The organism is Arthrobacter sunyaminii (assembly GCF_018866305.1).
GTDB classification, from domain to species: Bacteria; Actinomycetota; Actinomycetes; order Actinomycetales; family Micrococcaceae; genus Arthrobacter_B; species Arthrobacter_B sunyaminii.
Genome location: NZ_CP076456.1, coordinates 1,758,565 through 1,785,361, shown reverse-complemented (window position 1 = coordinate 1,785,361; position 26,797 = coordinate 1,758,565). Strand labels below are relative to the sequence as shown.

The 26,797-nt window shown below is 64.8% G+C and carries 27 protein-coding genes, 7 tRNA genes and 1 riboswitch; of the genes, 15 read left to right on the top strand and 19 right to left on the bottom strand.

The window, feature by feature from the left end; genetic code table 11:
• Window position 1: 1 nt before the first annotated feature.
• Complete coding sequence (locus KG104_RS07905) at window positions 2-1,186, top strand: RNA polymerase sigma factor (RefSeq protein WP_207346657.1); 1,185 nt, start codon at window positions 2-4, stop codon at window positions 1,184-1,186.
• A gap of 86 nt (window positions 1,187-1,272) precedes the next feature.
• Window positions 1,273-1,575, top strand: a complete 303-nt coding sequence (locus tag KG104_RS07900) for an antibiotic biosynthesis monooxygenase family protein (RefSeq protein ID WP_104054520.1) — start codon at window positions 1,273-1,275, stop codon at window positions 1,573-1,575.
• 37 nt (window positions 1,576-1,612) lie between these two features.
• On the opposite strand, the gene KG104_RS07895 is transcribed toward KG104_RS07900, so the two are convergent.
• Window positions 1,613-1,918: an EthD domain-containing protein gene (locus tag KG104_RS07895; protein WP_104054521.1), complete on the bottom strand. Its 306-nt coding sequence runs from the start codon at window positions 1,916-1,918 to the stop codon at window positions 1,613-1,615.
• A 195-nt stretch (window positions 1,919-2,113) separates the two neighbouring features.
• Between KG104_RS07895 and KG104_RS07890 the strand changes: the two genes are divergently transcribed.
• Window positions 2,114-2,680: a hypothetical protein gene (locus KG104_RS07890; protein ID WP_207346656.1), complete on the top strand. Its 567-nt coding sequence runs from the start codon at window positions 2,114-2,116 to the stop codon at window positions 2,678-2,680.
• Window positions 2,681-2,705: 25 nt separating this feature from the next.
• On the opposite strand, the gene bsh is transcribed toward KG104_RS07890, so the two are convergent.
• From bsh to KG104_RS07865, 5 genes are all read right to left on the bottom strand, one after another.
• Window positions 2,706-3,653 carry a choloylglycine hydrolase gene (gene bsh, locus KG104_RS07885; RefSeq protein ID WP_207346655.1) on the bottom strand — a complete coding sequence of 316 codons (948 nt, stop codon included), beginning with the start codon at window positions 3,651-3,653 and terminating at the stop codon, window positions 2,706-2,708.
• A 201-nt stretch (window positions 3,654-3,854) separates the two neighbouring features.
• Window positions 3,855-5,144, bottom strand: coding sequence for an MFS transporter (locus KG104_RS07880; RefSeq protein WP_237688694.1), 1,290 nt, complete (start codon window positions 5,142-5,144; stop codon window positions 3,855-3,857).
• Window positions 5,128-5,895, bottom strand: coding sequence for a pyrimidine reductase family protein (locus KG104_RS07875; protein ID WP_207346654.1), 768 nt, complete (start codon window positions 5,893-5,895; stop codon window positions 5,128-5,130). The genes KG104_RS07880 and KG104_RS07875 overlap by 17 nt, the downstream gene beginning before the upstream one ends.
• The gene (folP, locus tag KG104_RS07870; protein ID WP_207346653.1) at window positions 5,892-6,890 is read right to left on the bottom strand and encodes a dihydropteroate synthase; all 999 of its coding nucleotides are present in this window, start codon (window positions 6,888-6,890) and stop codon (window positions 5,892-5,894) included. Before folP ends, KG104_RS07875 begins: the two co-directional genes overlap by 4 nt.
• Before the next feature lie 35 nt (window positions 6,891-6,925).
• Window positions 6,926-7,927, bottom strand: a complete 1,002-nt coding sequence (locus KG104_RS07865; RefSeq protein ID WP_207346652.1) for an Lrp/AsnC family transcriptional regulator — start codon at window positions 7,925-7,927, stop codon at window positions 6,926-6,928.
• Window positions 7,928-8,032: 105 nt separating this feature from the next.
• On the opposite strand from KG104_RS07865, the gene KG104_RS07860 reads away from it, so the two are divergent.
• From KG104_RS07860 to KG104_RS07850, 3 genes are all read left to right on the top strand, one after another.
• Window positions 8,033-9,520: an MFS transporter gene (locus tag KG104_RS07860; protein ID WP_207346651.1), complete on the top strand. Its 1,488-nt coding sequence runs from the start codon at window positions 8,033-8,035 to the stop codon at window positions 9,518-9,520.
• Window positions 9,517-10,740, top strand: a complete 1,224-nt coding sequence (locus KG104_RS07855; protein WP_207346650.1) for a M20 family metallopeptidase — start codon at window positions 9,517-9,519, stop codon at window positions 10,738-10,740. Before KG104_RS07860 ends, KG104_RS07855 begins: the two co-directional genes overlap by 4 nt.
• A 155-nt stretch (window positions 10,741-10,895) precedes the next feature.
• Complete coding sequence (locus KG104_RS07850) at window positions 10,896-11,693, top strand: SDR family NAD(P)-dependent oxidoreductase (protein WP_207346649.1); 798 nt, start codon at window positions 10,896-10,898, stop codon at window positions 11,691-11,693.
• A gap of 508 nt (window positions 11,694-12,201) precedes the next feature.
• On the opposite strand, the gene mscL is transcribed toward KG104_RS07850, so the two are convergent.
• Window positions 12,202-12,630, bottom strand: a complete 429-nt coding sequence (gene mscL, locus KG104_RS07845; RefSeq protein WP_104054531.1) for a large conductance mechanosensitive channel protein MscL — start codon at window positions 12,628-12,630, stop codon at window positions 12,202-12,204.
• Between the two features lie 182 nt (window positions 12,631-12,812).
• Between mscL and KG104_RS07840 the strand changes: the two genes are divergently transcribed.
• Window positions 12,813-13,271 carry a universal stress protein gene (locus tag KG104_RS07840; protein WP_207346648.1) on the top strand — a complete coding sequence of 153 codons (459 nt, stop codon included), beginning with the start codon at window positions 12,813-12,815 and terminating at the stop codon, window positions 13,269-13,271.
• 56 nt (window positions 13,272-13,327) lie between these two features.
• Here the strand turns inward: KG104_RS07840 and ribH are convergent, their stop codons facing one another.
• The 12 genes from ribH to KG104_RS07780 all read right to left on the bottom strand — a co-directional run bounded on the left by ribH (window position 13,328) and on the right by KG104_RS07780 (window position 23,185).
• Window positions 13,328-13,810: a 6,7-dimethyl-8-ribityllumazine synthase gene (gene ribH, locus KG104_RS07835; RefSeq protein ID WP_104054533.1), complete on the bottom strand. Its 483-nt coding sequence runs from the start codon at window positions 13,808-13,810 to the stop codon at window positions 13,328-13,330.
• A gap of 71 nt (window positions 13,811-13,881) precedes the next feature.
• Window positions 13,882-14,550, bottom strand: a complete 669-nt coding sequence (ribA, locus tag KG104_RS07830; RefSeq protein ID WP_104054534.1) for a GTP cyclohydrolase II — start codon at window positions 14,548-14,550, stop codon at window positions 13,882-13,884.
• On the bottom strand, window positions 14,550-15,230 hold the full coding sequence (ribB, locus tag KG104_RS07825) for a 3,4-dihydroxy-2-butanone-4-phosphate synthase (RefSeq protein ID WP_207346647.1): 681 nt from the start codon (window positions 15,228-15,230) through the stop codon (window positions 14,550-14,552). Before ribB ends, ribA begins: the two co-directional genes overlap by 1 nt.
• A complete protein-coding gene (locus tag KG104_RS07820) occupies window positions 15,227-15,880 on the bottom strand; it encodes a riboflavin synthase (protein ID WP_207346646.1) in 654 nt (217 codons plus the stop codon). The genes ribB and KG104_RS07820 overlap by 4 nt, the downstream gene beginning before the upstream one ends.
• Window positions 15,881-15,883: 3 nt before the next feature.
• Window positions 15,884-17,029: a bifunctional diaminohydroxyphosphoribosylaminopyrimidine deaminase/5-amino-6-(5-phosphoribosylamino)uracil reductase RibD gene (ribD, locus tag KG104_RS07815; protein ID WP_237688693.1), complete on the bottom strand. Its 1,146-nt coding sequence runs from the start codon at window positions 17,027-17,029 to the stop codon at window positions 15,884-15,886.
• Complete coding sequence (gene pnuC, locus KG104_RS07810; protein WP_104054537.1) at window positions 17,026-17,712, bottom strand: nicotinamide riboside transporter PnuC; 687 nt, start codon at window positions 17,710-17,712, stop codon at window positions 17,026-17,028. The genes ribD and pnuC overlap by 4 nt, the downstream gene beginning before the upstream one ends.
• A gap of 103 nt (window positions 17,713-17,815) precedes the next feature.
• Window positions 17,816-17,961: riboswitch (FMN riboswitch) on the bottom strand.
• 108 nt (window positions 17,962-18,069) lie between these two features.
• Window positions 18,070-18,735, bottom strand: coding sequence for a ribulose-phosphate 3-epimerase (gene rpe, locus KG104_RS07805; RefSeq protein ID WP_207346645.1), 666 nt, complete (start codon window positions 18,733-18,735; stop codon window positions 18,070-18,072).
• A 38-nt stretch (window positions 18,736-18,773) separates the two neighbouring features.
• Window positions 18,774-20,315, bottom strand: a complete 1,542-nt coding sequence (locus tag KG104_RS07800) for an RsmB/NOP family class I SAM-dependent RNA methyltransferase (RefSeq protein ID WP_207346644.1) — start codon at window positions 20,313-20,315, stop codon at window positions 18,774-18,776.
• Window positions 20,312-21,241 carry a methionyl-tRNA formyltransferase gene (gene fmt / locus KG104_RS07795; protein ID WP_207346643.1) on the bottom strand — a complete coding sequence of 310 codons (930 nt, stop codon included), beginning with the start codon at window positions 21,239-21,241 and terminating at the stop codon, window positions 20,312-20,314. The genes KG104_RS07800 and fmt overlap by 4 nt, the downstream gene beginning before the upstream one ends.
• A 12-nt stretch (window positions 21,242-21,253) precedes the next feature.
• A complete protein-coding gene (gene def, locus KG104_RS07790) occupies window positions 21,254-21,865 on the bottom strand; it encodes a peptide deformylase (RefSeq protein ID WP_104160860.1) in 612 nt (203 codons plus the stop codon).
• Window positions 21,866-22,051: 186 nt separating this feature from the next.
• A complete protein-coding gene (locus KG104_RS07785) occupies window positions 22,052-22,933 on the bottom strand; it encodes a cytochrome (RefSeq protein WP_104054541.1) in 882 nt (293 codons plus the stop codon).
• 177 nt (window positions 22,934-23,110) lie between these two features.
• Window positions 23,111-23,185 (bottom strand) — tRNA-Val (locus KG104_RS07780).
• Window positions 23,186-23,795: 610 nt separating this feature from the next.
• On the opposite strand from KG104_RS07780, the gene KG104_RS07775 reads away from it, so the two are divergent.
• The 8 genes from KG104_RS07775 to KG104_RS07740 all read left to right on the top strand — a co-directional run bounded on the left by KG104_RS07775 (window position 23,796) and on the right by KG104_RS07740 (window position 26,703).
• Window positions 23,796-23,869 (top strand) — tRNA-Gly (locus tag KG104_RS07775).
• 62 nt (window positions 23,870-23,931) lie between these two features.
• A tRNA-Cys gene (locus KG104_RS07770) sits at window positions 23,932-24,005 on the top strand.
• A 23-nt stretch (window positions 24,006-24,028) separates the two neighbouring features.
• Window positions 24,029-24,100: transfer RNA gene (locus tag KG104_RS07765), tRNA-Val, on the top strand.
• 36 nt (window positions 24,101-24,136) lie between these two features.
• Window positions 24,137-24,210, top strand: a tRNA-Gly gene (locus KG104_RS07760).
• Window positions 24,211-24,254: 44 nt separating this feature from the next.
• Window positions 24,255-24,326 (top strand) — tRNA-Val (locus KG104_RS07755).
• 25 nt (window positions 24,327-24,351) lie between these two features.
• Window positions 24,352-24,425: transfer RNA gene (locus tag KG104_RS07750), tRNA-Gly, on the top strand.
• 344 nt (window positions 24,426-24,769) lie between these two features.
• Window positions 24,770-26,335 (top strand): HNH endonuclease signature motif containing protein, encoded by a 1,566-nt coding sequence (locus tag KG104_RS07745; protein ID WP_207346642.1) that lies wholly within the window; start codon window positions 24,770-24,772, stop codon window positions 26,333-26,335.
• A gap of 110 nt (window positions 26,336-26,445) precedes the next feature.
• The gene (locus KG104_RS07740) at window positions 26,446-26,703 is read left to right on the top strand and encodes an antitoxin (protein WP_104054543.1); all 258 of its coding nucleotides are present in this window, start codon (window positions 26,446-26,448) and stop codon (window positions 26,701-26,703) included.
• Window positions 26,704-26,797: the final 94 nt, after the last annotated feature.

The following is a 26,797-nucleotide window of genomic DNA, read 5'->3' as shown; positions in this document are numbered from 1 at the left end:
CATGCAGCCCGACAGCGTGGATGAGGGACTGATCAGGGTCCTCACGCCGCAGGTCATCGCCATCCTCGTCCGCCGCGGAGCCGACTTCGCGGCGGCCGAGGACGCGGTGCAGGACGCCTTGCTTGAAGCCCTTCGCACCTGGCCGGACAGCCAGCCGCGGGATCCAAAGGCCTGGCTGGTCACCGCCGCGTGGCGGAAGTTCCTGGACGTGACGCGCTCCGAGTCCTCCCGCCGTCGTCGTGAGCTGAAGCTCGACGCCGAGCCGCCGCCAGGCGCCGCCGGCTCCACGGACGACACGCTGGCGCTGTACTTCCTCTGCGCCCACCCGTCTTTGTCCCCGTCCTCGGCCGTGGCGCTGACCCTGCGCGCCGTGGGCGGGTTGACCACCCGGCAGATTGCTGCCGCTTACCTGGTGGGCGAGGCGACCATGGCGCAGCGGATCGGCCGGGCCAAACGGACCCTCGCCGGCGTTGGGGTGGATACGACCGAGTTCAAGACTCCCGGCAACGTGGCCACCGTGCTGCGCGCGCTGTACCTGGTGTTCAACGAGGGCTACTCCGGCGACGTCGACTTGGCCGCCGAAGCCATCCGGCTCACCCGCCAGCTGACAGCTGGCATCGACCATCCCGAGGTCCACGGCCTGCTGGCGCTGATGCTCCTTCATCACGCCCGCCGCCCGGCGAGGACTGACGACGGCGGGCGGCTGGTGCCGCTGGCTGAGCAGGACCGCGCCCGCTGGGACACCGACCTGATCTCCGAAGGGGTAGCGATCCTGCAGCGGGCGCTGGCCCGGGACCGGCTGGGCGAATACCAGGCGCAGGCTGCCGTCGCCGCCCTGCACGCGGACACCCAGACGGCAGCAGAGACCGACTGGCCGCAGATCGTCTCCTGGTACGACGAACTCGTCCGGCTCACGGGCAGCCCGGTCTCCCGGTTGAACCGTGCCGTCGCCGTCGGGGAGGCGGACGGAGCACGCGCCGGGCTGGCCGCGCTGGCGGACGTGGATCATGCACTCCCCCGGCACACCGCCGCGCTGGCCTACCTGCACGAGCGCGACGGCGACTTCGGGACGGCCGCCCGGCTCTACGCAGAAGCCGCACTGGCCGCACCTAACCTGGCCGAGCGCGAGCACCTGACTCTGCAGGCGGCGCGACTTAGTGCCGCACTTCGAAAAAGCTCCGACTGAACATGCATAAGTTCCCGACACCATGTCGGTATAATATTGCCGGCAGACAGGATTCCCTTGTCCGCGGAACTATTGGAAGGACACCCATGTACGTAGTGGTCAACACCCTGGAAGTCGGCCCGGAAATGGCTGAGGCCTTTGAGAAGGCCTTCATCGACAGCATGGTCCATCTTGAGGGCGTTCCCGGTCTGGGCCGCAGCACGCTCATGCGTCCCGAGGGTAAGAGCAACACCTACCTGTCCACCATGGAATTCGACTCCAAGGAAGACTTCTTCGCGTGGCTGAAATCGGATTCCTTCAAGGCCTCGCACTCCGATGACCAGGCTCCGGGCATGCAGGCACCTAACGCCGTCGCTTCCTACACCGTCATCAAGGACACCGCAGCCTAGGCCGGCGCCGGTCCGCTCCCAGCCCCGGCGCCCCGCTTTAGCTTTCTTCGATGTCGGAAAACAGTGCCTTGAACGTTGTTCCCGTGGCAGTCAACTGATCGAACAGATCGGCAGCCGCCGTGGTCGTCACGGCGGCTGAGGCGTCGTCGTAGCTGTCGAAATAAAGGTCCAGGGTCCGGTGGGCCGGAGTGGGAGAGCCGTTTTCCTTGGGCCAGACCTTCCCTGCCTCATACCGGCGCAGCTTCGGCAGTTGCTTGGCACTGTCTTTGATGCCTATGTACGCGGACTCGAAGGCTTCGGGATCACCGGGGTTGTCGATGACGAAGGTGATTTTGGTGGGCATGCTTCTCTCCTGTTCAGATAGGGGGGTACATCGTGCCCGACGGCGGCGAACCAGACAACAGTGATCCGGTCCTGATGGATCGGGAGGCTAGCCTGGCCGGCGCCGGCCTGCATCAATGTCGGAGACCATCATTGCTGACTCGATAGAATTGATGGCGCTCAACAGTTACCCCATTAATGAGAACGAGGCGGCAGAATGGCCAACCACCCAACTCCCGAACGCCCCGAACCGACACCGATCCCCAACCCCACCCGCACCCTCACCGTGTGGGAGGACGGGGTGCAGCTGGACTTCACCTTCGCGGACTGCATGAAGTACCACGGCCCGGGCTTTCCCGGAGGAGTGGCGCATGCCTTCGCTGCACTGGGACGGGCGTTGCCGGAGCTCGCAGCCCGCAGTGGAAACGGCAGGGTCGAGCGCCGCGATATCCGCGTGCGCACCCCGTTCGGAGGGCCCGGTGCCCGGGATGCTTTCGAGCTCGTCACCCGAGCGGTGACCGGGGAGCGCTACACGGTGCTTCCTGAACTGGCCCGCCCCGAGCGGGGCAACACCCTGGCCCGTTACGTCTTCGAGCTGAGCACCCCGGAGGCCTCTGTGACCTGCGTGCTCCGGGATGACGGCATCGTGGCGGATGAGTTCATTGAACTAACTGCCAAGCCGGACAAAACTGCCGCCGAACTGGCGCATCTGGAGGTCCTCAAGCTTGAGATGCGCGACCGCATCCTTGAGCGCGATCCTGACCGCGTCTATGACCTGGAATAACCAGGCGCGGACCAGTTACCCGGTGTTAGACCACCACGAGCTCAGATCCGTCGGTCTTATAGCTGGACATTGCGGCGCTCTGGATTGCCGGGTCCTCGTAGGTGTTCCAGTAATACGTCATGGTGCGGGCCGAGAATAGACCGGTGTAGGTGGTCTTCTCGAACTCCCCGTCCCCCATGGCGGCGCTGCCCTCCACCATCGCGACCTGCTGGAGGGTATGGAACGCCCGGCTGACGTTCTCCTCCTCAGTGGTTTTCTGCGGATAGTGCGCGTTGACGTAGGCCGCACGCACAAACCTCGACGGCGAATAATAGTCGCCGGGAATCCCCCGCATCAGCGAACCGGATCCGAACGGAACCAGGTGTGCCTGGTTGAGCACCACCTCTTCCGGAAAGTCGGGTGACGCGTTGAGGTAGTTGCGCAGGTTTTCATGGTGCCAGTTGAAGCCGGGCTGATTCGCCAGAACATCGACGTCGTTGCGGAACACCTGCATACCCTCGCTCGTGTGCTCCACAACAATGGCACGCTTGGAATCCCCAATAATCCAGTGCAGCAGCGAGCTCGGGTACTTGTCATTAATCGGCCGGTCCACAATGACGACGTTCTCCAGTGCCGCCTCCACCTCGTCAACCGTGGCGAACTGGGAGGCTACCCAGAGCGGAAATTCAAAGGCGGGAACATTCGTCTTTCCCTCGACAGGTTCGGGCGCATACTGCGCATAGCCCGGGAAGTTGAGCCCGCCAACGGCCAGGCCGGCATCATTGCCGCAGTCAAAGTAAAGCGGCGTGTCCTCCTGCACAATTCCCATGCCCATAACGGCGTGCTGAATCTTCGGCACCGCGCCAAACGGTGACTTCGTGGCATATCCGGTGGGCGTGAGCACCACCCGCTCCCCAAAGTCGGACGTCCAGTCGAGGTTGCGTGCGAAATAGAGGTTGCCGCTGCCGTCCGTGAACCTGATGCCTGTGCACATGTTGCTGCTCCCTGTCATGGCGAAACTCCAACGAAGCTCTGCCTGCTCGGTGGTTCTGCTGCAGTGTTCAGCCTAGGCCCGGACCCTCCGCCCGCGGCAGGCTTCCCCGCCGAATTCGACGCATCCTTGACCAGTTTGGGGGGGGTGCAGGGCCTTACTGGCTGTGAAGTTCGAATGAGAACCGATCCCTGACGGTCGGTTCTACGGCCCCGCAGCCTCCGCCACTGGGGTACGCCGCGCCCAGACCAGCACGGGAATGAGCAGCAGCGCCAGGATACCGCCGGACAACGCGAGCGTGGCGTAGCTGGTTCCGGCCATGACGACGCCGGACAGCATGCCACCGCCGGCTCCGGCCAGGGCCACCAGCACATCGATTCTGCCCTGCACCTGCGGACGGATTTCCGGCGCAGTGTGGTCGACCACCAGTGCCGTGCCTGCGATGAGGCCGAAGTTCCAGCCCAGGCCCAGCAGCGCCAGGGCGAGGATCAGCAGGCCCAGCGATTCCCCCGGCGCCAGGGCCGCCGTGACGCCGGCGAGCAGCAGGGTTACACCCGCAGCCGCCGCCATGGGAAGCCGGCCCACCCGGTCCACCAGCACGCCGGTCACCAGGGAGGGCAGGTACATCGCCCCAATATGAATGCCAATCACGAGGCCCACGTCGGCCAGTCCGTGATGGTGGACCCGCATGTGAACCGGCGTCATGGTCATGATCGCCACCATGGCGATCTGGGTCAGCACCATCACGGCTGCGCCGGCATACGCTCCGTTTCCCGGCCGCGCCGGAGCCGGAGCGGCCGCACCTGCGGCGGCGGCGCCGTCGTCGGCCGCTCCCGCGTTCAATCTGCGGGCGAGCAGAAACGGATCAGGGCGCAGCAGCGCCAGCAGGACGACGCCGGCTGCCAGGTACGCTGCTCCGGCCAGCAGGAAGGGACCCGCCAGGGCAGGGATACCCAGACCGTCGGCCAGGCGGCCCATGGGCGTGACCAGGTTGGGACCGGCCACCGCGCCGAGCGTCGTGGAGACCATGGCAATGCTGATTGCCTGCCCGCGACGCGCCGGCGGCGCCAGATCAGTGCCCGCGTAGCGGGCCTGCAGGTTGGTGGCGGTGCCCGCCCCATAGACGAAAAGCGCGGCAAACAGCAGCGCCGGGCTGTCGACGACGGCGGCCAGGACCACTCCCAGGGCACCCGCTCCGCCGGCGGCAAACCCGGCCCCGAGGCCCACCCGCCGGCCTGACCGCTGGGTCACCCGCCCCACGAGGTACGCGGTCAGCGCGGAGCCCAGGGTGAACAATCCCGCGGGCAGACCGGCGAGGCCGTCAGAGCCCAGCATCTCCTGCGCCAGAAGGGCGCCAACCGTGACGCCGGCGGCCAGTCCTGCCCCGCCGAGGACCTGGCTCATGATGACCACTGTCAGGGTTCGGCGCTGCACGCGGGCACGGGTCGCCTCATCGAGGGCGGCCGGTCCCCCGGCGTCAGGCGGGCGGTTCACTGAGGTACCGCAGAAGCAGTGTGTCGCCGCCGCGGAGGACCTGCACCAGTTCCAGGCGGCGCGGCGGCGCTGCCTCGGGTGCTCCGGCGGTGATGCGCAGGGCGCTGCCTGCCGCCAGAAGCGGACTGATAGTCAGGCACAATTCATCCACGAGGCCCGCAGCCTGAAAGGAGCCAAAGAGCTGCGGGCCGCCCTCGCAGAGCACCCGGTCAAATCCTCGTTCCGTGAGGGCAGCTGCGGCATGTTCCGGCTCCACGGTCCGTTCCCCTGCCACGACGACGTCGGCAACGCGTTCCAGTGCGGCCCTCCTTTCTGCCGCGGCGGTGGCTGCGGTCAGGATCAACGGCCGCACCGGAGCCTGCTCGAAGAGCGGTCCGTCCGGGTCCAGGTCCAGCCGTCCGGAGACGATCGCGACTGCCGGATGGGAGGCCATTCCGCGGGCGGTACGCCAGGCCTGGCTTTCCGCTCCCAGAAGTTCTCCCACATATCCTTCGGCGCGTACCGTGCCCGCCCCCACCAGAAGCACGTCGGCGGTGCGCCGGAGCAACCCGAACACCCGGTGGTCCGCGCCGTCCCCCAAGCCGCCGGAACGCCCGGCCACTGCCGCGGCGCCGTCAGCTGATGCCACAAAGTTGAACCGGAATTGAGGTCGGCCCGGCGGTGCCTGGGCCATATCCCACGCATAGGCTGCCAGCAGGTCATCATCGCTGAGCTGCCTGGCAGAACCTGCAGCGGTAATCGGCACGGTCATGCCGGCACGGCCGTCTCGTTGAACTCGCCCATATTGTGGCGAAGGTAGGCGGGGGCCCGCCAGCCGAGGATGGCCTCGGTCATACGGATGGCGCTGGATGCGGCGGGAACGTTGTGCATCCGAAGGATTCTGGCGCCGTTCATGATGCTGGCGACGCCTGCAGCCAGGGATCCCTCCACCCGGTTCGATTTCGCTGCATCAAGGGTTTCGCCGACAAAGTCCTTATTGGAGACCGCAGCCAGCACCGGATAGCCCAGTGCCGCAATTTCGGCGAGGCGGCGGGTGAGTTCGAGGGAATGGAGGGTGTTCTTGTTGAGGTCGTGGCCCGGGTCGATGATGATCTTCTCCGGGGAAACCCCCAGGTCCTGGGCATATCCGACCCGCCGCCGCAGGAACTCCGCCACTTCAGCGACCACGTCACCGTACTGCGGACGGGGATAGGCAGTGCGCGGAGCCGCCAGACTATGCGTGACCACCAGATGCACGCCGGCGTCTGCGGCTACGCGGGCCAAATCAGGATTGGCCAGGCCGGTGGTGTCATTGATGACGGTGGCGCCGGCGGCGATGGCCGCTTCGGCAACTGACGGCAGGAACGTGTCCGCGGAAATGATCACGTCGGAGCTCGCCCGAACAGCCTGGATCACGGGGATCACCCGGGAGATTTCCTCCGCGGCGGCCAGTGCCGGTCCGGGGGCAAACGGAACACCGCCGATATCCACCCAGTCCGCGCCGTCGTCCACCGCCTGTACCGCGGCGTCTACTGCCGCATCCAGCGCAAAGGTGCGTCCGGCGTCGTAAAACGAGTCCGGGGTGCGGTTGATGATGGCCATGAGCGCCACCTGTCGGCGGAAGTCGAGCGTGCGTTCCCCTATCTGCCGGACGGGGTGCAGCAGGGGTGGTTCATACGCGCCTGCGGGCTGGTCCGGGTCCGGGTCATCATTGACGCTGGCGTTGACGCTGTTGCCGGCAGCGGATGCCGGGCGAGACAAACTCATGATTGCATCCTACGGCGCGGCGGCGCCGGAGGGCGCTAAACGGCATGAAGGTTGTTACGGCCGGTGGCCCGCCCTTGAGCGTCCAGGATCTGCCCCAACTGCTTCACGCTGCGCACAACAACGGACCGGTCCACCGTGGAAACCCCGGGCAGCTTCACTTCCAGTTGCTGTTCCAAGCGCTGGATTTCCGCCAGGCTCTTCAGCCAGACGCCCATAATCAGGTCATACGGCCCGATGGTGTGCGTAACCACGCGGAGCTCCTCGAGCTGACGCAGCCGCACTGCAATACCATCCAGCTTGGAGGCAGGTACACGCAGGAAATACCAGGCACTCACCGGCCACCCCGACCCAGCCCTCACCACCTCGGTGCGCTGATTCATCCGCCCGGAAGCTGCCATCTGCGCCATGGTGTCACGTATGAGGCGGGGGCTTAGGTCCAAGGCAGCCCCGATGGCCGTCGCCGGAGCACGTCCGTCCTGGTTCAGGACCGCGATGATCTCCTGTTCCAATGCCGGGTTGCGTCCGGTTGCCCTGCTGCCGGTGACGGTTGCCAGGCGCTGCACCTGCTTTGTCTCGCTGGCGTCCAGCGCCCGGATCCGCCATGAGCTGGCCTCGTAGATGTTGCGCGCAATCGGGTGGCTCCGGGCCGATTCTATTCCCTGGATCAGGGGCAGCTCCTCCAACAGGTAAGTCCACAGCGCCGCCTCGCTGGGAGCGGCGATGGTGGCCACTATGTCACGTCCACCCGCTGTGAGATCCACACCGATTGCTTCCGGCGTTTCCGCCAGTGCGGAGGCAACACGCTGGTTCGCTCCCGAACGGCAGTTCACCTCCACCAGCGCGCCCGCTTCCCAACTGCACGGATCAAAGGTGCTGATCCACGCCGCGCCGGAAGCACTCAGATCCTGCCATCGGCGGTTGAGGGTGGCGGGGTCAGCCCCGATAACAGGGGCCAGCTGTGCCCACGGTCCCCTCGGGGCGATTTGCAGGGCGTTGATAATCCTTAAATCCAGCGGATTCAGATCATAATCATGCACTGATACCTCATATTCCGTCCTGATCATGCAATCCAAACCCTGCAACGGACAATATCTGTATTTTGGGGACGACGATACCAGCACGCCCCGATAGATCGGATGAGCATGAAGTCCTCTCCCATAGCAGGCGCCAAGGCAACGGCAGCCGGCGGCGCCGTCGGCTTCCTGATTGTCATGGAATTCGGCTCCGGCCTGCTGCAGGGCTGGTTTCCGCCGCTGCTGGCCCGGATCGGCACCGAATTCAATGTTGGTGACGCAGCATTGAATTGGGTCAGCGTTGTTTACCTGCTCATGACCGTCGCGTTTGTGCCGATCATCGGCAAACTGGGTGATCTCTACGGCCACAAACGCTTGCTGTTGGTCACCGTCTCCCTGGTGGCAGTCGGGTCGGTGATCGTTGCCTTTGCGCCAAATTTCAGCATCCTGCTGCTCGGCCGTGCACTGCAGGCACCGCTGGGGGCCTTCCTCCCTCTCGAGTTCGCCATCGTCCGCAGCAAGAGCGAGGGAACCGCCGGCCGCAGCATCGCCAAGCTGGTCGGCGCGCTTACCGTGGGCGGAGCGATCGGGGCGATGGTATCCGGCATCCTCCTGGCCATGGTGGATAACCTGACCGTCGTTCTCCTGGTGCCGGCGGTGTTCATGTTCCTCTGCATTCCCGTTGTTGCGTGGCTGGTCCCCGAAACCACTTTGCGAAGCGCCGGAACCGTTGACTGGCCTGGTGCAGCCCTTCTCACCACCGGCTTGCTGTCCACGCTGCTGGGCATCGCAAACGCGAGCAACTGGGGCTGGACTTCAGGCCTGACCATCGGCTCGATCGTGTTTGGACTTGTGCTGCTGGCCGTGTGGCTGCAGGTGGAGCGACGGGTTAAATATCCCCTCGTCGATCTTTCGGTGCTCACCACCTCCGGCATTGGCCTGCCCATTCTGGGCGCATCCCTGTTTGGTGCGCAGATGTTCGGTTCCCAGACCGCGGGCGCGCTGTTCATCATGACCAACCCGGACACGCACGGATTCGGCCTTGGCTTGGAGGCAGCCAGTGTTGGCATCGTGTTCCTGGTCCTGGCACTGGCCACCTTCGCCGGTGCCACCCTCGGCGACCGAATCGCCGCGCGCATCACCGCTAAGTCCACCGTAGTGTTGGGCTCTCTGCTGGGCGTCCTGTCGTATGCAGCCATGATCGGCTTCTCTGCCAGCACGGTCCCCTTCCTGTCCGCAATGCTGATCGGCGCCTTCGGCAACGGATTGATCCTCGGCGTCCTTCCGGCAATTGTGGTGAAAAAAGCACCTGAGGACTCTGTCGCAGTCGCTTCAGCCCTCTACAACACATCGCGGACCGCTGCCGGGTCGGTGGGCGGTGCCGTGTTTGCGCTGGTCATGTCCGCTTTCCTGGTGACCCTCCAGATTGACGGCGAGACCACGACCGCTTCCGGCAACACGTCCTATCTCCTGGTCTGGGGCATCTGCGCAGTTCTGTCGCTCGTCTTGGCACTGGTGGCATTGAAATTCCGCGGCACTGACGAAAACCTCGCACCGCAAAGCGCCGGTGCTGAATCAACCCCGTCCGCACCACCCCAGAAGGAGCACAAAGCATGAGCACGACGACGTCCGTCACCGCCAAGGCGGCTGTCCAGGAACGATTAGCCCGGCATCGGTCGGCGGTACTGGCCCTGTCTGCACAGCTGCACGCCGATCCTGAGGTTGCTTTCGAGGAACACCGCTCGGCCGCAAGGGTTTCCGCGGTGCTTGAAGAGGCAGGGTTTGACACCGTCGTGGGCTGTTACGGTTTGCCCACCGCGGTGGAAGCAGTTTACGGATCGGGTTCCTTTCGAGTCATAATCTGCGCCGAATATGATGCGCTGCCCGGGATCGGCCATGCGTGCGGGCACAACATCATTGCCGCGTCCACCGCAGGGGCAGCACTTTCTCTGGCTGCAGTAGCGCAGGAGCTGGATCTGACGGTGGTTTTGCTGGGCACTCCTGCGGAGGAAGACGGCGGCGGCAAGGTCCTGCTGTTGAACGCCGGCGCCTTCGCAAATGCCCACCTCGCTTTATCGGCCCACCCAACATCGGGGGTGGATATAGACTGCAGCGGAACGTCATCGCAGGGCTGCGACCGGTTCCACGTACAGTTCCGGGGAAAGGCTTCGCACGCCGCAGTTGCACCGTCAGCCGGGGTCAATGCCCTGAATGCGGCAACCGTGGCACAGGTGGCCATTGGACTGCTGCGCCAGCAGCTGCCTGACGGCGTCCGCATCAATGCCCTCGTCACCGCCGGCGGTTCTGCCATCAATGTCATTCCAGAACATGCAGAACTGACACTCGAAGTGCGTGCCCGGGATGCTGCCATCCAAAACGACGTTACACATAAGGTCCTGCTGGCCTGCGAAGGGGCAGCGCTGGCCACCGGATGCAGCTGGTCAACCGAGCAGCCGTCCCCTGGCTACCTCCCGCTCAGGCAGCATGAAGGCCTTCTTAAGCTGTGGAACCGGAACCTCACTGCGACGGGCCGCACCCTGATCCGTCCGCCCGCGGGCGGCGGCGGAGGCGGTTCCACTGACATGGGAAACGTGTCGCAGGCGATGCCTGCCATCCATCCGGTCATCGCAGTGCTCGGATCACAAGGAATGCCGCATACTGCCGCATTTGCCGATGAAACCTGCGGACCGGACGCCGACGCGGCCGTAATGGATGCGGCTCTGGCCCTGGCCTGGACCGTTGTCGATGCTGCCGCCGCTCCGGAGCTGCGGGCGTCCCTGTGCCAGGCGCGCGACGAGCGGTGGCGGTTGGCAGACGCATTAGCGGTCGGGGAATAGCTGTTTCTGCCGTACAGGCACTGAGCCGGTGCCACGCCTTTCCCGGGCTCCCCGCCCGCGGGAGCAGCGGGCAACTCCCCTGCTAGCATGCACTGACGCCGTGGCGCACGCGTACGAACGAACTGAACACGAGTTCAACAACCGGAGGATTGACGATGACAGACAATCAGTTGAAGGGCCGGGTGGCGCTGGTGACCGGTGGCGGTGACGGGCTCGGGCAGGGAATCGCCCGCCGCTTCGCACAGGCCGGCGCAGCGGTTCTCATTGCAGAGTTCGACGACGCCAAAGGGCAGGCCACGGCCGACGGCATCAACAACGACGGCGGCCAGGCAGCGTTTGTTCACTGCGACATCACGGACAAATCGCAGATGGACGCTGCAGTACAAACTGCCGTTGATGACTTCGGCTCCATCGACATCCTCGTCAACAACGCGTACCGGAGTTGGGGCATCCACCGGGTGGAGGATAAAACCGACGAAGAGTATGAAGCGAACTTCACGATGAACGTGCTCGCACCGAACTGGGCCATGAAAAAAGCCTTTCCCGTCATGAAAGCGCAGCAGTGGGGCCGGATCATCAACATCAGCTCTCTCAACGGTGTCAACGCCCATATGGGCACGGCCGCCTACAACGCCAGCAAAGAAGCGCTACGTGCCCTCACCCGCACAGCCGCTCGGGAATGGGCTCCGTACGGCATCACTGCGAACATCATGTGCCCCGCCGTGGCGTCGGCGGCCTATCGGAAATACGCTGAGCTTCACCCCGAAGCGGCTGCCGCCACTGACGCCGCACTGCCCATGGGCCGCATGGGAGACGCAGAATCCGATCTGGGCGGCGTGGCAGTGTTCCTCGCCAGCGAAGACGCGAGATACCTCACCGGCAATACCCTCTTCGTAGACGGAGGCAGCCACATCAACGGCTCGCCCTGGGATCCCCGGTTCCCGGAGAAGTGACCCCGGGGGATCGCACGTTGGGATTCGTGGATAACGCTGCGAAACGCTTCGCCTACGAAAACCGAACCTGGGCAGAGTTGCCTCTGTGGCAGCGGAGGTTCTACCTGTGGCTGGTTCTGACCTTCGTGCTGGTGGACCCGCTCGCTCGTGTCCTTCTGCAGGTTCTTGGCCTGTCCGAGTCGGCATCTTCGGCTCTGGGGGCGGTCGTGTCCCTCCTGATCCTGACGCCTTTTGGGTTAGCGTCGTGGCGGGAGGCCAAGGAGCGGAAAGCGCCTGGCCTTGTGCCGCCAGCCCCTGAGATCACTCATCGCATACTGACGGGATGGATTGTCACGGCAATCCTGTTGTGGATACTGTACGGATTCCTGGTCGCGTCTCAGGGGTTCGTTCTTCCAGTGCTCCCGCTCGTTGTGTCATTCTTTGCAGCGCTGCGCTGTACCCAGCGGCGGTCACAAAAAGAGCGCTTCGCTCCTGAGGACCCGGCAGTCCCGGCCCGGCCGGACCCCGATTAGTGTTTCGGCCCGCTCTCGGCGTGGGGTGTCCCGTTCGGCGGCTGCGAAGTGAGAGCATCCCGGATCTCGGTCAGCAGCATCACCTGCGGATCCGCGGTCTCCTCCGGGGTGATCCCAAGCCTGCGGTTGCGCCGTTCGATCATTTTGTTCATGGGCAGCACGATCACGAAGTAGACGGCCGCCGCGACGAGTAGGAAGTTCACGACGGCGGTCAGCAGGACCCCGAACTGAATCTGGTTCCCGTTGAAGGTAACCGCCGCGAAACTGTCGAAGTTCGGCGAACCGACGAGCCCGGAGATGAACGGCATAAGCACCGAGTTGACCAGGGCGTTCACGACGGTCGTAAACGCTGCGCCGATGATTACGGCAACAGCCAGGTCCAGGACATTGCCCTTCATGATGAAGTCTTTGAATCCCTTTAGCATCTCGCCAGAGTAACCGCCCCAGGACCTGCAGCGCAGCCCTCACCGAAGATTTAGGGCTTGGGAGGCAGCATTACTGCACGCGATTATCGGGTCCCGCAACCGCCTAAGCCCCGTGGACCCTGACCACCGCGCAGACGCCGGTCTACGATGCTCAGTGAAGGCCGACGAAAGGTGTGGGACAAATGACCGATAGCAGCTCGTTCACGATTGTTGTTGGCGTTGACGGATCCCCCGATTCTCGGCTGGCCCTGGAATGGGCCGCTGACGAGGCCCGTCTGCGCAACGGCCGGCTCCAGTTGATTACGGCTTGGAGCAAGCCGCCGTTGGCATGGTATCCGGAGGTGTTGGAGACTGCGGCGGGTGGAATCGCCGTTGCGCCTGCTCCCGAGGAAGATGCCGGCAAGCTGAATGCCGAAGCGCTGAAGTTCGCAGCAGACAAGGGCGCAGCCGCCACGGGCCACGTTGTTCACAACCACTCACCCGCTGCTGCGATAGTCAACGCCGCCAGGGAAGCGGATCTTATTGTTGTTGGCGCACGCGGATACGGCGGATTCGAAGGGCTGCATCTCGGAGCGGTCTCGCATCAAGTCGTCAATCATGCGCATTGCCCGGTGCTGATCTTCCGCCCGAAGGCCGCCTGAGATCCCTGGAATAGCGGGCAGCCCCCCCTGCCCGCGCTCCACCGGCCCTTAAGCCATCAGACCCCGGCGCCGCGCAAGGCTGCCACTGTATTCACCGCGGCAGCCACCGCCTCGTAGCCCTTGTCTTCGGAGGAGCCGGGAAGACCTGCCCGGTCCAGGCCCTGCTGCTCCGTATCGCAGGTCAGCACGCCGAAACCGATCGGCGTGCCGGTGCGGACGCTGACGTCGGTCAGGCCGGTGGTTGCCGCGGAGCAGACGTAGTCGAAGTGCGGTGTCCCGCCGCGGATGACGACGCCGAGGGCGACCACGGCATCAAAGTGCGGTGCCAGCCGGGCCGCGGCAACGGGCAGTTCAAAGCTTCCCGGAACCCGAATCAGCTTCGGCAGCAGGCCCGCGTCCTCCACGGCGCGCAGGGCGCCGTTGATCAAGCCGTCCATAATCTCGGTGTGCCAGCTGGCGGCCACGATGGCCACCCGGATATCCAGGCCCTTGGCCTTGATGCTGCTGACGTCATTGTCCGGTGCGCCGTGTCCGCTCATCGTGTTTTCTCCTGGTAGTGGGCTCTTGTGGTGAATTCTGAGGGTGCAGGTCTTGTCTTGGTCGGGTGCAGTTAGCCCTGCTGGACCGGCTGGGTGCGCAGCAGAGTCAGCCGGTGGTCCATCCGGTCCCGCTTGGTCTGCAGGTAGCGCTCATTTTCGGCCCGGACCGGCACTTCCGAAGGCACCATGGCGGCGACCGTGATTCCGTACTGCTGCAGCCGGTCGCGTTTGGCCGGGTTGTTGCTCAGCAGCCGGATCCGGTTCAGTCCCAGCGAGTGCAGGATATCCGCGGCGGACTCATAGTCGCGCCCATCCACGGGAAGTCCCAGCTGTTCATTTGCATCCACCGTGTCAGCGCCGGCTTCCTGCAGGGCATAGGCCCGCAGCTTGTTGGCCAGGCCTATCCCCCGCCCCTCGTGGCCGCGCAGGTAGATCACGGTGCCTCCGTGCAGATTGATCAATTCCAGGGCCTGCTCCAGCTGCTCACCGCAGTCACAGCGGTAGGAGCCAAAAACATCTCCGGTGAGGCACTCCGAATGCAGCCGCACCAGCGGGGCCGCGGGACCACCGTTGGAACCGGCTCCGGCGGCGTCCTGCTGGATGCCTGTTCCCGGCGAGGAGACAGTCATGTGCTCCGCCCCGGTGCGCTGATCGGTCCAGGCCTGGGCAATGAAATCGCCGTAGGGAGTCGGCAGATGAACTTCGGGACCGGGAACGACGCCGGGAACAGGTCCGCTCATCAGTTTCCCTCCGTGTTGGGTGAGTGTGCACGCTCCAGATAGGCCACCAAATCGTCGATGGAGATCAGCGGCAGATCGTGCGTATCGGCAAACGCGCGCAGTGCAGGCAACCGCATCATGGATCCCTCGTCGTGGACGAGTTCGGCAATCACACCAACGGGTGTGCAGTTGGCCAGCCGCGCCAGCTCCACAGCTGCCTCGGTGTGTCCGCGGCGCCCGCGGACGCCGTCGTCGTGCGCCCTAAGCGGGAAAACGTGGCCGGGACGATGCAGATCAGCGGCAGACGCGCCCGGATTGGCCAGTACCCGGGACGTAGTGGCCCGGTCCGCAGCGCTGATACCTGTGCTCACACCAACAGCGGCGTCGCAGGACACTGTGTAGGCGGTGCCCTTGGTGTCCTCGTTGACGGTGGTCATGGGCGGCAGATTCAGCCGGTCCGCGTAGGATCCGGGCAGCGGCACGCAGATCACCCCGGACGTGTAACGGACCGTCCAGCCCATCAGCTCTGGCGTGGCATGCTGGGCGGCAAAGATGATGTCGCCTTCATTCTCGCGGTCCTCATCATCCACGACGACGACGGGACGTCCCAGGGCGATGGCCTCCACCGCTGCGTCAATACTGTCCAGCAGGATCATCTCGTGCGGAACGTCAGCGCTAGTGCCCCCGGCTCGGATGCTCATAGTTCTTCTCCTTCGGCAGCGTGGGCCGGTTTCTTCGGGGTGGCGAAGGCAAGCAGCCGCTCTGCATACTTGGCCAGCACATCAACTTCCAGATTCACCGCCGACCCCGGCTCCAGCGTCCCGAGGTCGGTTGCCTCCAGAGTGGTCGGAATCAGGCCCACCTCGAACCACTGCTGCGGCTCCTCGGCACCGCTGACCGCAGCGACCGTGAGTGAAACGCCGTCGACGGCGATGGACCCCTTCTCTGCGATGTACCTGGCCAGCTGTGCCGGCACGCCAAAGCGCAGCCGGTCCCAATTGCCGAGGTTCTCCCGCTCCAGCAGTTCACCGACGCCGTCCACATGGCCCTGCACCACGTGGCCGTCCAGCCGTCCGCCGGCCGGAACGCAGCGTTCCAGGTTGACCCTCGTTCCCGGCCGGAGCTTGCCCGTGGTGGTCCGGTCCAGGGTTTCGCCCATGACGTCCAGCGAAATCCGGTCTCCGTCCAGGGCCGTGGCCGTGAGGCAGACGCCGTTCACTGCGATGGATCCGCCCAGCTCCAGACCGGCGCCGGTGGCCGGGGCACTGATGACAAGTACAGCCGAGTCATCCTTGAGGTTCGGGTCCAGGGATACAACGCTGCCCTGTTCAGCCACAATTCCGGTAAACACGAGTCATCCTTCCAGTTGTTGGGTGCCGGCGGGTACGTCAACCGGCTGGGTGCCGGCCGGCACGGGCTCAAGCCGCAGCCGCAGGTCAGCGCCCACCAGCCGCGCGGCACCGCCGTCGGTCTCGTCCCAGCGCCAGCGGGAGGCATCAGAGAGGGTATGCACGCCGAGGTTGGCGAACGCCGGGGTGCCGGCGCCCAGCAGAACCGGCGCGATATAGGCGACCAGTTCGTCCGCAAGTCCGGCGCGCAGGAAGGCACCGGCGACCGTGGCGCCGCCTTCGATCATGAGGTGGCGGACCCCCCGTGCGTACAGTTCCCGGCAGATTTCCGCCGGGTCATGCTCAAACAGCTGGAGGAACCGTCCGTCTGTTCCGCGGATGGCCGCATCATCCGGCACTGGCCGGTGCCCTGCGGCTACCCGCAGCGGCTGCTGAACTGCATCCTCGCCGGCGGCGTTCCGTGCGGTCAGCTGCGGATTGTCCACCAGCACGGTGCCAGTTCCGACGACGACGGCGTCCGCACGGGTGCGGATGGAATGCCCGTCGGTGCGGGCCGCAGTTCCGGTGATCCACTGGCTGGTGCCGTCTTCGGCTGCGGTTCGGCCGTCCAGGCTCTGCGCGGATTTGACCGTCACGAAGGGCCGTTTTTCCTGCGCGGCACGGATCCAGCGGTGATTGAGATCCGTTGATTCGGCTGCCATGAGGCCACCGTCAACGCTCACTCCTGCGGCAGCCAGCGCGGCAGCTCCCCCGGCTGCGTCAGCAGTTGAATCGGCAGCGGCATAGATGACCCGCGAGATGCCGGCATTGATGATTGCCTGGGAACAGGGCCCGGTCCGACCGGTGTGGTTGCACGGCTCAAGAGTCACCACCATGGTTGCCCCGGTGACGTCTGCTCCGCTGGCGGCGGCATTGGCGAGGGCATCGGCTTCCGCGTGGGCGGTTCCGGCGCCGCGGTGGAAGCCGCTGCTTAGAACCGCCCCCGCGGGGTCGAGGATCACTGCGCCCACCAGGGGGTTTGCACCGCGGATGCCCTTTCGAGCGAGGTCCAGCGCGAGGTCCATGGCGTTGCGTTCTTCGGCGCTGCGTTCGGCAGCCTTGCGTTCGGCAGCGCCACCGTCAGCCGCAGTTTCGCCGTGCAGGCCGGTCACCGCACCACCCTGGGGTCAGGCATCACCGTCTCCACCTCGGGCTTTTCATCCTTCTTGGCTTTGGCCCAGACAAAGAACCCGATCAGGGTAAAGATGCCGTAGAAGACGTACATGAACGCCGTCGCGTAGTAACCGGCGCTGAACAGCAGAGGCACGCCCACAATGTCCACGGCCACCCAGATCAGCCAGAACTCCACCCACCCCTTGGCCATGCCGTACGTGGCGAGGAGGGATCCGACAAAGGTCCAGGCATCGGCCCACACAGGCTCATAGGAGCCGAGGCGGGCGAAGACCGGGGTCAGGGCAACGGTTCCGATCAGCAGGGCTGCCACCAGGCCAAGGCGTTCGGTGCCGGATGCCCATTGGGGCGTGACTGCGGTGCCGCCGCCGTTCTTACTCTGCTGCCAGCGGCGCCAGCCGTAGACGGATACGGCGATAAACATGATCTGCCGTCCCGCCTGGCCAAGGAGGGTGGCTGAGTCGGCGTCGCCGAACAGCGAGCCGAGGAAGACGGTGAGCAGAAGAGCGTTGCCGATGATGCCCACCGGCCAGGCCCAGACTTTGCGGCGCATGCCGCCCAGGGCGCTGAGGAGCCCGAAAATATTGCCTACGACCTCGCGCACCAGCAGGGATGAAGATCCCACCGGTACCTGAGCGTCAAAGAGCCACCGCAAAAAATCCATGTCGTTCCTATCCGTGAGCGGCGGCTCCGGGGGTACGACAGTACGGTGCATCGACAGCTGGGCCCCCGCTTGAGGGGACGTTAACCGTCGGTTCAACAAACTGCACGTGCTTCTCCCATCCAGACTTTAACTGTCGGTACTGGAATTTCACCAGTTCAACCGCACCGCTTTTCCCGATGTTCGGGAGCTGCAGTGCGGGTCGCGGACTATAACCGCCGGTTCGGAATTACACCGACCCCGGAGCACGATTGTTAAACACATTCTTACACAACTTAATCAGCTGTGCGTCACTTTTAGATGAAGGTTCAAGTAATATTCGTCACACTATGTGTGGGACGCCGACCGCGTCCCGAACCGTCAGCGTGCTGCAGCCTCGGCGGCGTGGCGCAGCTTGCTGATGGCCTCGTTCGGATCTCCAGCACCGTAAACCGCTGAGCCCGCCACAAACACGTTCGCGCCGGCTTCCGCAGCGCGCTCGATGGTGGCAGCGGAAATACCTCCGTCCACCTGGATGGCCAGCGGCAGGTTCGAGCCGCGGACGGCCTCAGCGGCGCGGCGGATCTTCGGCAGCGTAACGTCCAGGAACTTCTGCCCGCCAAAGCCCGGCTCCACGGTCATGATTAGCAGCATGTCCAGCTCGGAGAGCATGTCCAGGTACGGTTCCACCGGGGTAGCCGGGCGCAGCGCCATTCCTGCCTTTGCGCCGCGGCCACGAAGGTCCCGTGCCAGCTTGATCGGCGCAGCGGAAGCTTCCACATGGAACGTGACCGATGCCAGTCCCAGTTCCGCGTACAGCGGAGCCCAGCGGTCGGCGTCGGAAATCATCAGGTGCGCGTCCAGGGGCAGCGCGCTGACTTCCTGAATGCGCTGCACCACCGGCAGTCCGATGGTCAGGTTCGGCACAAAATGGTTGTCCATGACGTCCACGTGGACGGCGTCGGCGGTGCTGATCCGCTCCAGCTCGGCCTGGAGGTTGACGAAGTCGGCCGAGAGGATGCTCGGGTTGATGCAGCACTTGCTCATGGTTCTCCTAGTAAACGGTCAGACTGGGGACAGTCAGGTTAGACCTTGCGGCGGATCAGGGCCAGGAACATCGCATCGGTCTGGTGGATGTGCGGCCACAGCTGCGCGGTGAGCTCGTGGCCGGCCTCCAGGTTTCCGGTGAGGCTGGCGCTGTCCAGCGCCGCCCCGGCGTCGAGCAGTTCGAGGTCATTGCGCAGGCGCAGCACATCGGCGACGACGGCGGTGGTCTCGGCCGGGTGCGGCGAGCAGGTCACGTAGCCCACCACCCCGCCGGGCTTGACGGCATCGACCGCTGCGGTGAGCAGTTCGCGCTGCAGCGCGCCAAGCTCCCCCACGTCGGTGGGCTTGCGGCGCCAGCGGGATTCCGGCCGGCGGCGCAGGGCACCCAGCCCGGTGCACGGGGCGTCCACCAGGATGCGGTCAAAGGTATCCGGATACTGCTCGGCAATGCTGCGTCCGTCCCCGGTGCGTACGTCCCAGACCTCGCCCGGAACTGCTTCCAGTGCCTGGCGGACCAGCTTGGCGCGGTGGGCTGCCGGTTCGTTGGCCAGCAGGATGGCACCCTTCTCGTTGGCCAGGGCGGCCAGCAAAGCTGCCTTGCCGCCGGGGCCGGCGCAAAGGTCCAGCCACTGCTCGCCGTCGCGGCTGCCGTCGGCGGTTCGGTCGCCAATGTCCACTGCCGCCAGGGCACGTGCCACGAGCTGGGATCCGGCGTCCTGGACGCGCGTGGTTCCGGCTCGGACGGATTCCAGGCGGCCGACATCGCCGGCCGAGTACAGGGCCGAGTCGGCAACCAGCTCGCCGTCCACGGCTCCGGCCTCGCGTGCCTCATCCAACGTGCCCAGGCCGGGCAGAGCCACGAGGTTCACCACCGGGGCGTCGTTGTCCGCCTGCAGCAGGTCGGTGATTTCCTCGACGCTGCGGCCGTGGGCCACCAGGGACTGGCGCAGGGCGCGGACAATCCATTCCGGATGGCTGTGTTCAATGGCAGCGCGCTTGGTCGGGTCAGTTTCGCCGCGGGTCAGTTCCTCGAGCCAGGAGTCCAGGTCGCGTGCTGCAACCTTGCGCAGCACGGCGTTGATGAGTGCTGACGGGCCGGCACCAATGACCGCGCGGGCGAGGCCCACCGTCTGGTCCAGTGCCGCGTGCGCCGGAACGCGCATCGCCAGCAGCTGATGGGCGCCAATCCGCAGGGCGTCCAGAACGGCAGGGTCCAGCCGCTCCAGCGGGCGGTCCACGCACTTGGCCAGGATCGCGTCATAGGTTCCCTGCCCGCGCAGGGCGCCGTAGGCAAGTTCAGTGGCGAACCCGGCGTCCCGCTTGTCCAGGTGGTGCTTGCGGATGCTCTTGGGCAGTACGAGGTTGGCATAGGCGTCATCCTCGGACACGGCGCGGAGCACCTCGAAGGCGACCAGCCGGGCCGGATCCGCGGCACGCGTGCGCTGGCCAGGCGCCTGCTTGGTATAGCTGCGCACGGTGGGACGGCTGCGTTCGTGTCCCTTTTCGTTGCGTGCCTTGTTGCCCTGGGCTGAACGGGCAGAGGGCGTATTGTTCTGCGGAGTGCTGTTTTGGGGGGTCATTCGAAGACCACGTCCTCACGGTTGGCCAGGCCGCGGGCCCAGTCGGCCCCCGGCATCATTTTCTTGCCGGCGGGCTGCACCTGCGCCAGTTCCAGCCCGGATGAACCGGTGCCGACGACGGCCGCAGCCTGCGCACCGCCGGTGAAGCGGACCTGGCCGGGGGCCAGATCGGTAATGTCAGGGCGCAGCACGGCGGCGCCGATCTTGAATCGCGCTCCGTCCCAGGTGGTCCATGCTCCCGGTTCCGGCGTGACGCCGTTGATCCGGCGGCGGATCGCCAGTGCAGGCTGCTGCCAGTCAATCCGTGCGTCGTCGATCGTGAGCTTGGGTGCGAGCGTGACGTCACCGGACTGCGGTACGGCGTGTGCCGCGCCGGTTTCGATAGCGCTGAGCGTCTGTGCGAGCAGCACGGCGCCACTGTGCGAGAGCCGTTCCAGCAGCGCGCCACTGGTGTCCTCCGGGGACAGGGTTTCGGTTAGCTGCCCGTACACGGGGCCGGTATCCAGCCCCTTTTCCAGCAGGAACGTTGAAGCCCCGGTGACGTCGTCGCCGTTGATGACGGCGTGCTGCACGGGGGCGGCGCCGCGCCAGGCGGGAAGCAGGGAAAAGTGAAGGTTGATCCAGCCGTGTTCGGGGATGGTCAGTGCCCGTTCGGGAATGAGTCCGCCGTAGGCAACGATGGCGGCGACGTCCGGATTGGCGGCGCGGATGGCGGCCACGGCGTCGTCGTCGATCTTGGCCGCCCGGATCACCGGCAGGCCCAGTTCCTCGGCCCGGGCAGCAACAGGCGACGGCGTGAGGGTGCGTTTGCGCCCCAACGGTGCGTCGGGGCGGGTGAGCACGGCAACGATGTCGAAGCCGGCTTCCAGCAGGGCGTTCAGGGAGGGGACGGCGACGGCGGGAGTTCCGGCAAAAAGTACGCGCATGGTCACGGGCTGCTAGGCCTGTCCGCCGTTGCCCGCGCCGAAAGTACCGCCAGCGGCTGCACCGAAGGATGCTCCGGCACCGAAGGCCGAGCCCACCGTCTGGGCACGCTCCGCTGTCGTGCGTCCGGCAATGGCGTCATAGTCTGCCTGGCGGATGGCGCGAAGTGCCTTCTTGCGGTTTTCGCCTTCGAGCCGGTCAATGTAGAGCACGCCGTCCAGGTGGTCGGTTTCATGCTGGAAAGCGCGGGCGAGCATGCCCTCTCCTTCGAGCGTCACGGGATTGCCGTCCTTGTCCACACCGGTGACGCGGGTCCAGCGGCTGCGCGAAACGGGATAGCCCAGTCCGGGAATGGAGAGGCAGCCCTCCATCTGGTCTTCCTGGCGGTCTTCGCTCAGCTCCAGGACGGGATTGACAACGTGCCCGGACTGGCCGTCAATCCGGTAGGTGAACACCCGGAGGCTGACACCCACCTGGGGTGCAGCAAGGCCGGCGCCGTCAACATCCTCCATGGTTTCTTCCATGTCGGCGACGAGCTTGGCCAGCTCCGGTCCGAAGTCCGTGACCTCCTCAGCGCGGGTCCTCAGGACGGGGTCGCCGATAATCCGGATGTTCAGGATTGCCATCTAGGTTTCGTTCCTTACTGTTACTGCGCATCTGCTAACTGATTGTTGCCCGGAACCAGTCTAGTTGCGCTGGGCGCGTTGCGGCTCCCCCGCGCAATCAGGCGCGGGGGCACGAAGGCACAATGGGTGCCCGGTGTGTGTCTGCTGAGGTGCTGTACCCCTTGGCTATACCCCTGCCCCGCTCGCTTAGGTGGACGAGGTTTGGGGAGACCGGACCGCGTGTGCCCCGACCGGCGGCGGCGCAATCGGCAGGAGCGCGCGGCCCGCGCCCGCGACGTCGTACGAGGTTTGCCAAAGCCGGCGCAGCGCACAGAACTTGAACCAGTGCTGCGGAAGGACAGCGGGGTTGGCGCGCATGGGCCGCACTTCAGTTTGCCCGACGGCGACACCGAGCAGCAGCGGATCCTCGCCGTAGGCCCACGGCTCCCAGACGCCCTTGCCCGCGTCCACCAGGGATTCCTTCGCCTTCATGCCGGCCACCAACTGCATGACAACCTTGTCATCCAGCGGCTTGACCTGCCCGTCGCGGTCCGTGTTCTTCGTCTTGTAGTCAATGAGACAGAGCCGGCCGTTGATGCGCGCCACCAGATCAAGGGTGCCCGCGTAGCCGAGTTCGTCATTCCAGACGGTGATTTCCGGTGCCAGCGGCTCCACCTGGTACAGGTCCCACCACTCATCGAAACGGTCGGCGAACTGATGCTCGCCGTGTTCCAGCAGCGCCGTGCGTGCCGCTTCGAGCTCATGGGGAAGGTCCAGGGCGCGCAGGGAAACCTGCTCACAGTAATAGTGCACGCGCGTTCCGCGTTCAGCCGCCTGGTCCCGGTAACGCTCCGAAGCTCGCGAGGCCTCCTTGACGAGGGAGCGCAGCGCGCCGGGGTTGCCGAGGCTTGCGGGGAGCTTGGGATCCTTGACTACCGCGGTGGCAGCCATGTGGCTGTGCCAGCCGTCCAGCGAGGTGGAACCCTGCGCGATCACGGTGGTGATGGACGGTACCGTAGGCGGTTCGGAGAGGGACCGGGAGTACATCCGCCCGAATTCTGTTGAATGTGCCAGAGCTGGTTCAGTCATATCTTCAGTTTGCCATCTCGCACTGACAGAGTTTGCGGGACCCTCCGCAGGAGCAGGAACCGCGCTCCGGGTCCGGATTCAGAGCGACGTCCGACCCACTGCCCCCGGGCATAAAGCGTCCGCATACAACGCGTCCACATACAACAATGGAGGCCCCTGGGGACCTCCATTGTTATTTGGTGGGCGATACTGGGTTCGAACCAGTGACCTCTTCGGTGTGAACGAAGCGCGCTACCACTGCGCCAATCGCCCCCAAGCCGCGTGTTGTTTTCACAACCGCAACGTCTAAAGATGCTAGCCCAGATCGGAGCTGGCGCCAAACCGGCACTCGGTGGCCAGACAACGACGGCGTTTGATGCGGGCAAGGTTACTCCGTTCCCCCGGCGAAGAACGTGTACCCTCCCCCGGGATCCCCCAATGCGAGGGCACCGGCGGCCGCCCTGGCCCAGGCGACCTTAGTCCACACAGATCTGCGTTAGTCCACACAGATCTGCGTCACGTACCCGCGGAGATCTTCGTCCCGCACACTGCGGGCCGGCGTTCCGTAGCTTCGGACATCCGCCGGTACCGATGATGACGCCCGAAAAGCGCCGTCGTCGTACTGCCGTACTGGGGCAGGCCGCCCCTCGTACTCATCCTCTAACGCCAGTCTCCGCCGGAGCATTCGATGGCCACGCACCATCCGCCCATAGCCCCCACCTGCGATAACGCCGTGAATCGGATCCGGGCGCTGCGGGCGCAAAAACCGGCCCGATTGGACGAACTCCAAATAGTCCTATAGAGTTTTTCTTCGTTGGAAAGCGGGAGTTCGCCGCGAAAAGCGAAAGCGATTCGAGGTCTAATACTCCCACTTTTACAGCATGCGGACGTAGCTCAGCTGGCTAGAGCACCACCTTGCCAAGGTGGATGTCGCGGGTTCGAATCCCGTCGTCCGCTCGCAAGTCCCTGTACAAACCGGTTGATTCTGACTGGTCGGCCTATGCTTACGCAGCGGTCACGGTGGGGTGGCCGAGAGGCGAGGCAGCGGCCTGCAAAGCCGTATACGCGGGTTCGAATCCCGTCCCCACCTCCACAGAGGACTTGCAAGCCCTTTGGGCGCGATTGGCGCAGCGGTAGCGCGCTTCCCTGACACGGAAGAGGTCACTGGTTCGATCCCAGTATCGCGCACTACAGTTTGGCGTTTTGGCGCACAACTGTGTTTTTGCGGACGTAGCTCAGCTGGCTAGAGCACCACCTTGCCAAGGTGGATGTCGCGGGTTCGAATCCCGTCGTCCGCTCTCTTGACTGCATCGACTCACCTTTGGGAGATTCGATGCATCAAGCGCGATTGGCGCAGCGGTAGCGCGCTTCCCTGACACGGAAGAGGTCACTGGTTCGATCCCAGTATCGCGCACGGACAACTTAGGTTGTCTTGTTTTGCGGACGTAGCTCAGCTGGCTAGAGCACCACCTTGCCAAGGTGGATGTCGCGGGTTCGAATCCCGTCGTCCGCTCGCACAGTTGCTCTACGGAGCGGCGTTTGAAGGAGCAGGCCATTGAATTGGCCTGCTCCTTCTGCATTTAAGCTGCTGGGTTCCCGCATTGATGGCGGGATGGGCAGCGGATTTGTACAGTCGGCACGACGACGGCCCTGGCTCGGGATGCGACCGCAGCTTTCCGGCCGTCCTGGTTACTCCCCCTGTCCTGCTCATTCGGCTCCCTCCCCCTGGCGATCCTCGCCCTCCCTCCACGGCCCCATCCTCCTCCACAGATGCCGATCGACGCTCCGTGGCCGCCTCTTTTCCACAAACTCGAATATGTGTTCGATGGTGCGGACTGATACTGCGAATCTTGGTCTATGGAAGAGGATCTGAAAGTCCGCACCACAGGAGCTGCATCTGCTGCGCCGGAGGACCAAGCACAGACCTGGTCAGGCCCAGGTGAGACCCACCCCTCCTTTTCGGCCGGCCAGGCAAGCCGGCCGATCCCGGCACTGAGCAGTTTGGTTCCCGCTGCGCAGCGTATTGTCCGCGATCTCGACGAACGGATTCCCTTCCTGTCATCAGCGGAACTGGTCACCGTCGCGTCTGACGTTGAGTCACTGTCACGATTTGTCGACCATCTTCAGATCGTCGCCGCCGCTGCCCTCGAACGCGCGCGGATATCGTCCGTCGCAACTGATCCATGGACCCTCCCGTCCGGGCAAGTCCAGCCGGAATTCAAGAACACGGCAGAGTACCTGCGTCACCGCCTTCGGATCAGTCGGCGAGAAGCCTGGAGGCGCATTCGCCTGGGTTCTTCGCTCACTTCCTCAACAAGCATTTCCGGGGAAACCCTCAAGCCGGAGTTACCGGTGGTGGCCGAATGGGCTGGGCAGGGCCTGCTGGCAGGCGAAGCTGCACAAGTGATCAGCATGGCTATGAAGCGCGTACAGGGCTGCGGAACCCGTGAGGATCGTGCGGCCATGGAGGCAGCATTGACTGACGTGGCAGCCAGCCAGGACCAGGACGTTCTCAACGTAGTGGCCCAAGCCTGGATCAATCATCTCGATCCCGACGGAACAGAGCCGTCCGAGCAGCAAAAAGCCGAGTTGCAGGGATTGTTTATCCGCCGGAGGTACCGCGGGCTGCACCGAATAGACATATTTGCCACAGAGGACCAATTTGAAACCCTTATGACAGCGCTGGCGCCGGAGGCCAATCCGCGAGTCGACGCCGCCAAGGCCGCTGAGGGCTCCTGCATGGATCTGGAGGGCAAGCCACGTGCAGTCCCGGCTGATCCCCGCAGCTACCCGCAGAAGCGCCTGGACGGACTTGTAAGCTCGTGCCGGTTGGCTCTGTTGTCCGGCAGGCTTCCCGCCAGCGGGGGATCCAAACCGCAGGTCTTGGCTGTCATTGCCTACGACCAGCTAAGCGACCGCTTGACGACCGCCGGGGCGGGAAGCTCCAAGGCCGCGGGGACAAATCCGGACAGAACTCCCGAAAGCGGAATGCTGGCGTTCGCCGGACCTGTTCCGGCTCATCAGATACGCCGCATCGCCTGCGACGCGGACATCATCCCCGTAGTCCTTAGCGGTGAGGGCCGCGTTCTGGACGTTGGTGCCGCGGCCCGCTACTTTCCGCCGCATCTTCGGAAGGCATTGATTGCCAGAGACCGCGGATGTGCTTTCCCAGGCTGCACCGCGCCTGCCCCATGGTGCGAGGCACACCACATCGAATATCACTCTCATGGCGGAGCCACGAGCACGGACAACGGCGTCCTGCTGTGCGGGTTCCACCACCACCTCATCCACCGGGAGAAATGGCGGGTGGTGGTCCGGCGCGGTGTCCCCTGGTTCGTGCCACCCACCTATGTGGATCCCTATCAAGCTCCCCTCAGAAACACCTACTTTCATCCGCTCCGGCCACCACGGTCAAGTGCATGAAACAGAATCCAAAAATCAGAAAGCTCCACTCCTTGGTCCTTATAGTCAGCGGGCTTATCATTGACGGTGAACGGGAAACGTATGGTTTCCCCTGCGAAAGGAGGTGGTCCGTGTCTATATTTGACGGGCTCAAGGGCAAGGCCGGAGAGCTGAAGGGCAAGGCTACCGAGCTTGTGGGTGAAAACGCCGACAAGATCAAGGGCGGCATCGGTCACGCGGGGAAATTCGTCGACGAGAAGACCGGCGGAAAGTACTCGGACAAGATCGACGGCTTCCAGAGCAAGGCCTCGGAAGCGGTAGACAAGGTCGACCGCAATCAGGGGCCCGCCACGGGAACCGAACCCGGACCGACTCCTCCGGCCGTATAAGCTTCAGAGCACGACAAAAAGGACCTGGCTCCGCCTCTTTTGGCGGGACCAGGTCCTTCGTCGTTTATGGAGCGTCTCCGGGCTCCCGGCGGCC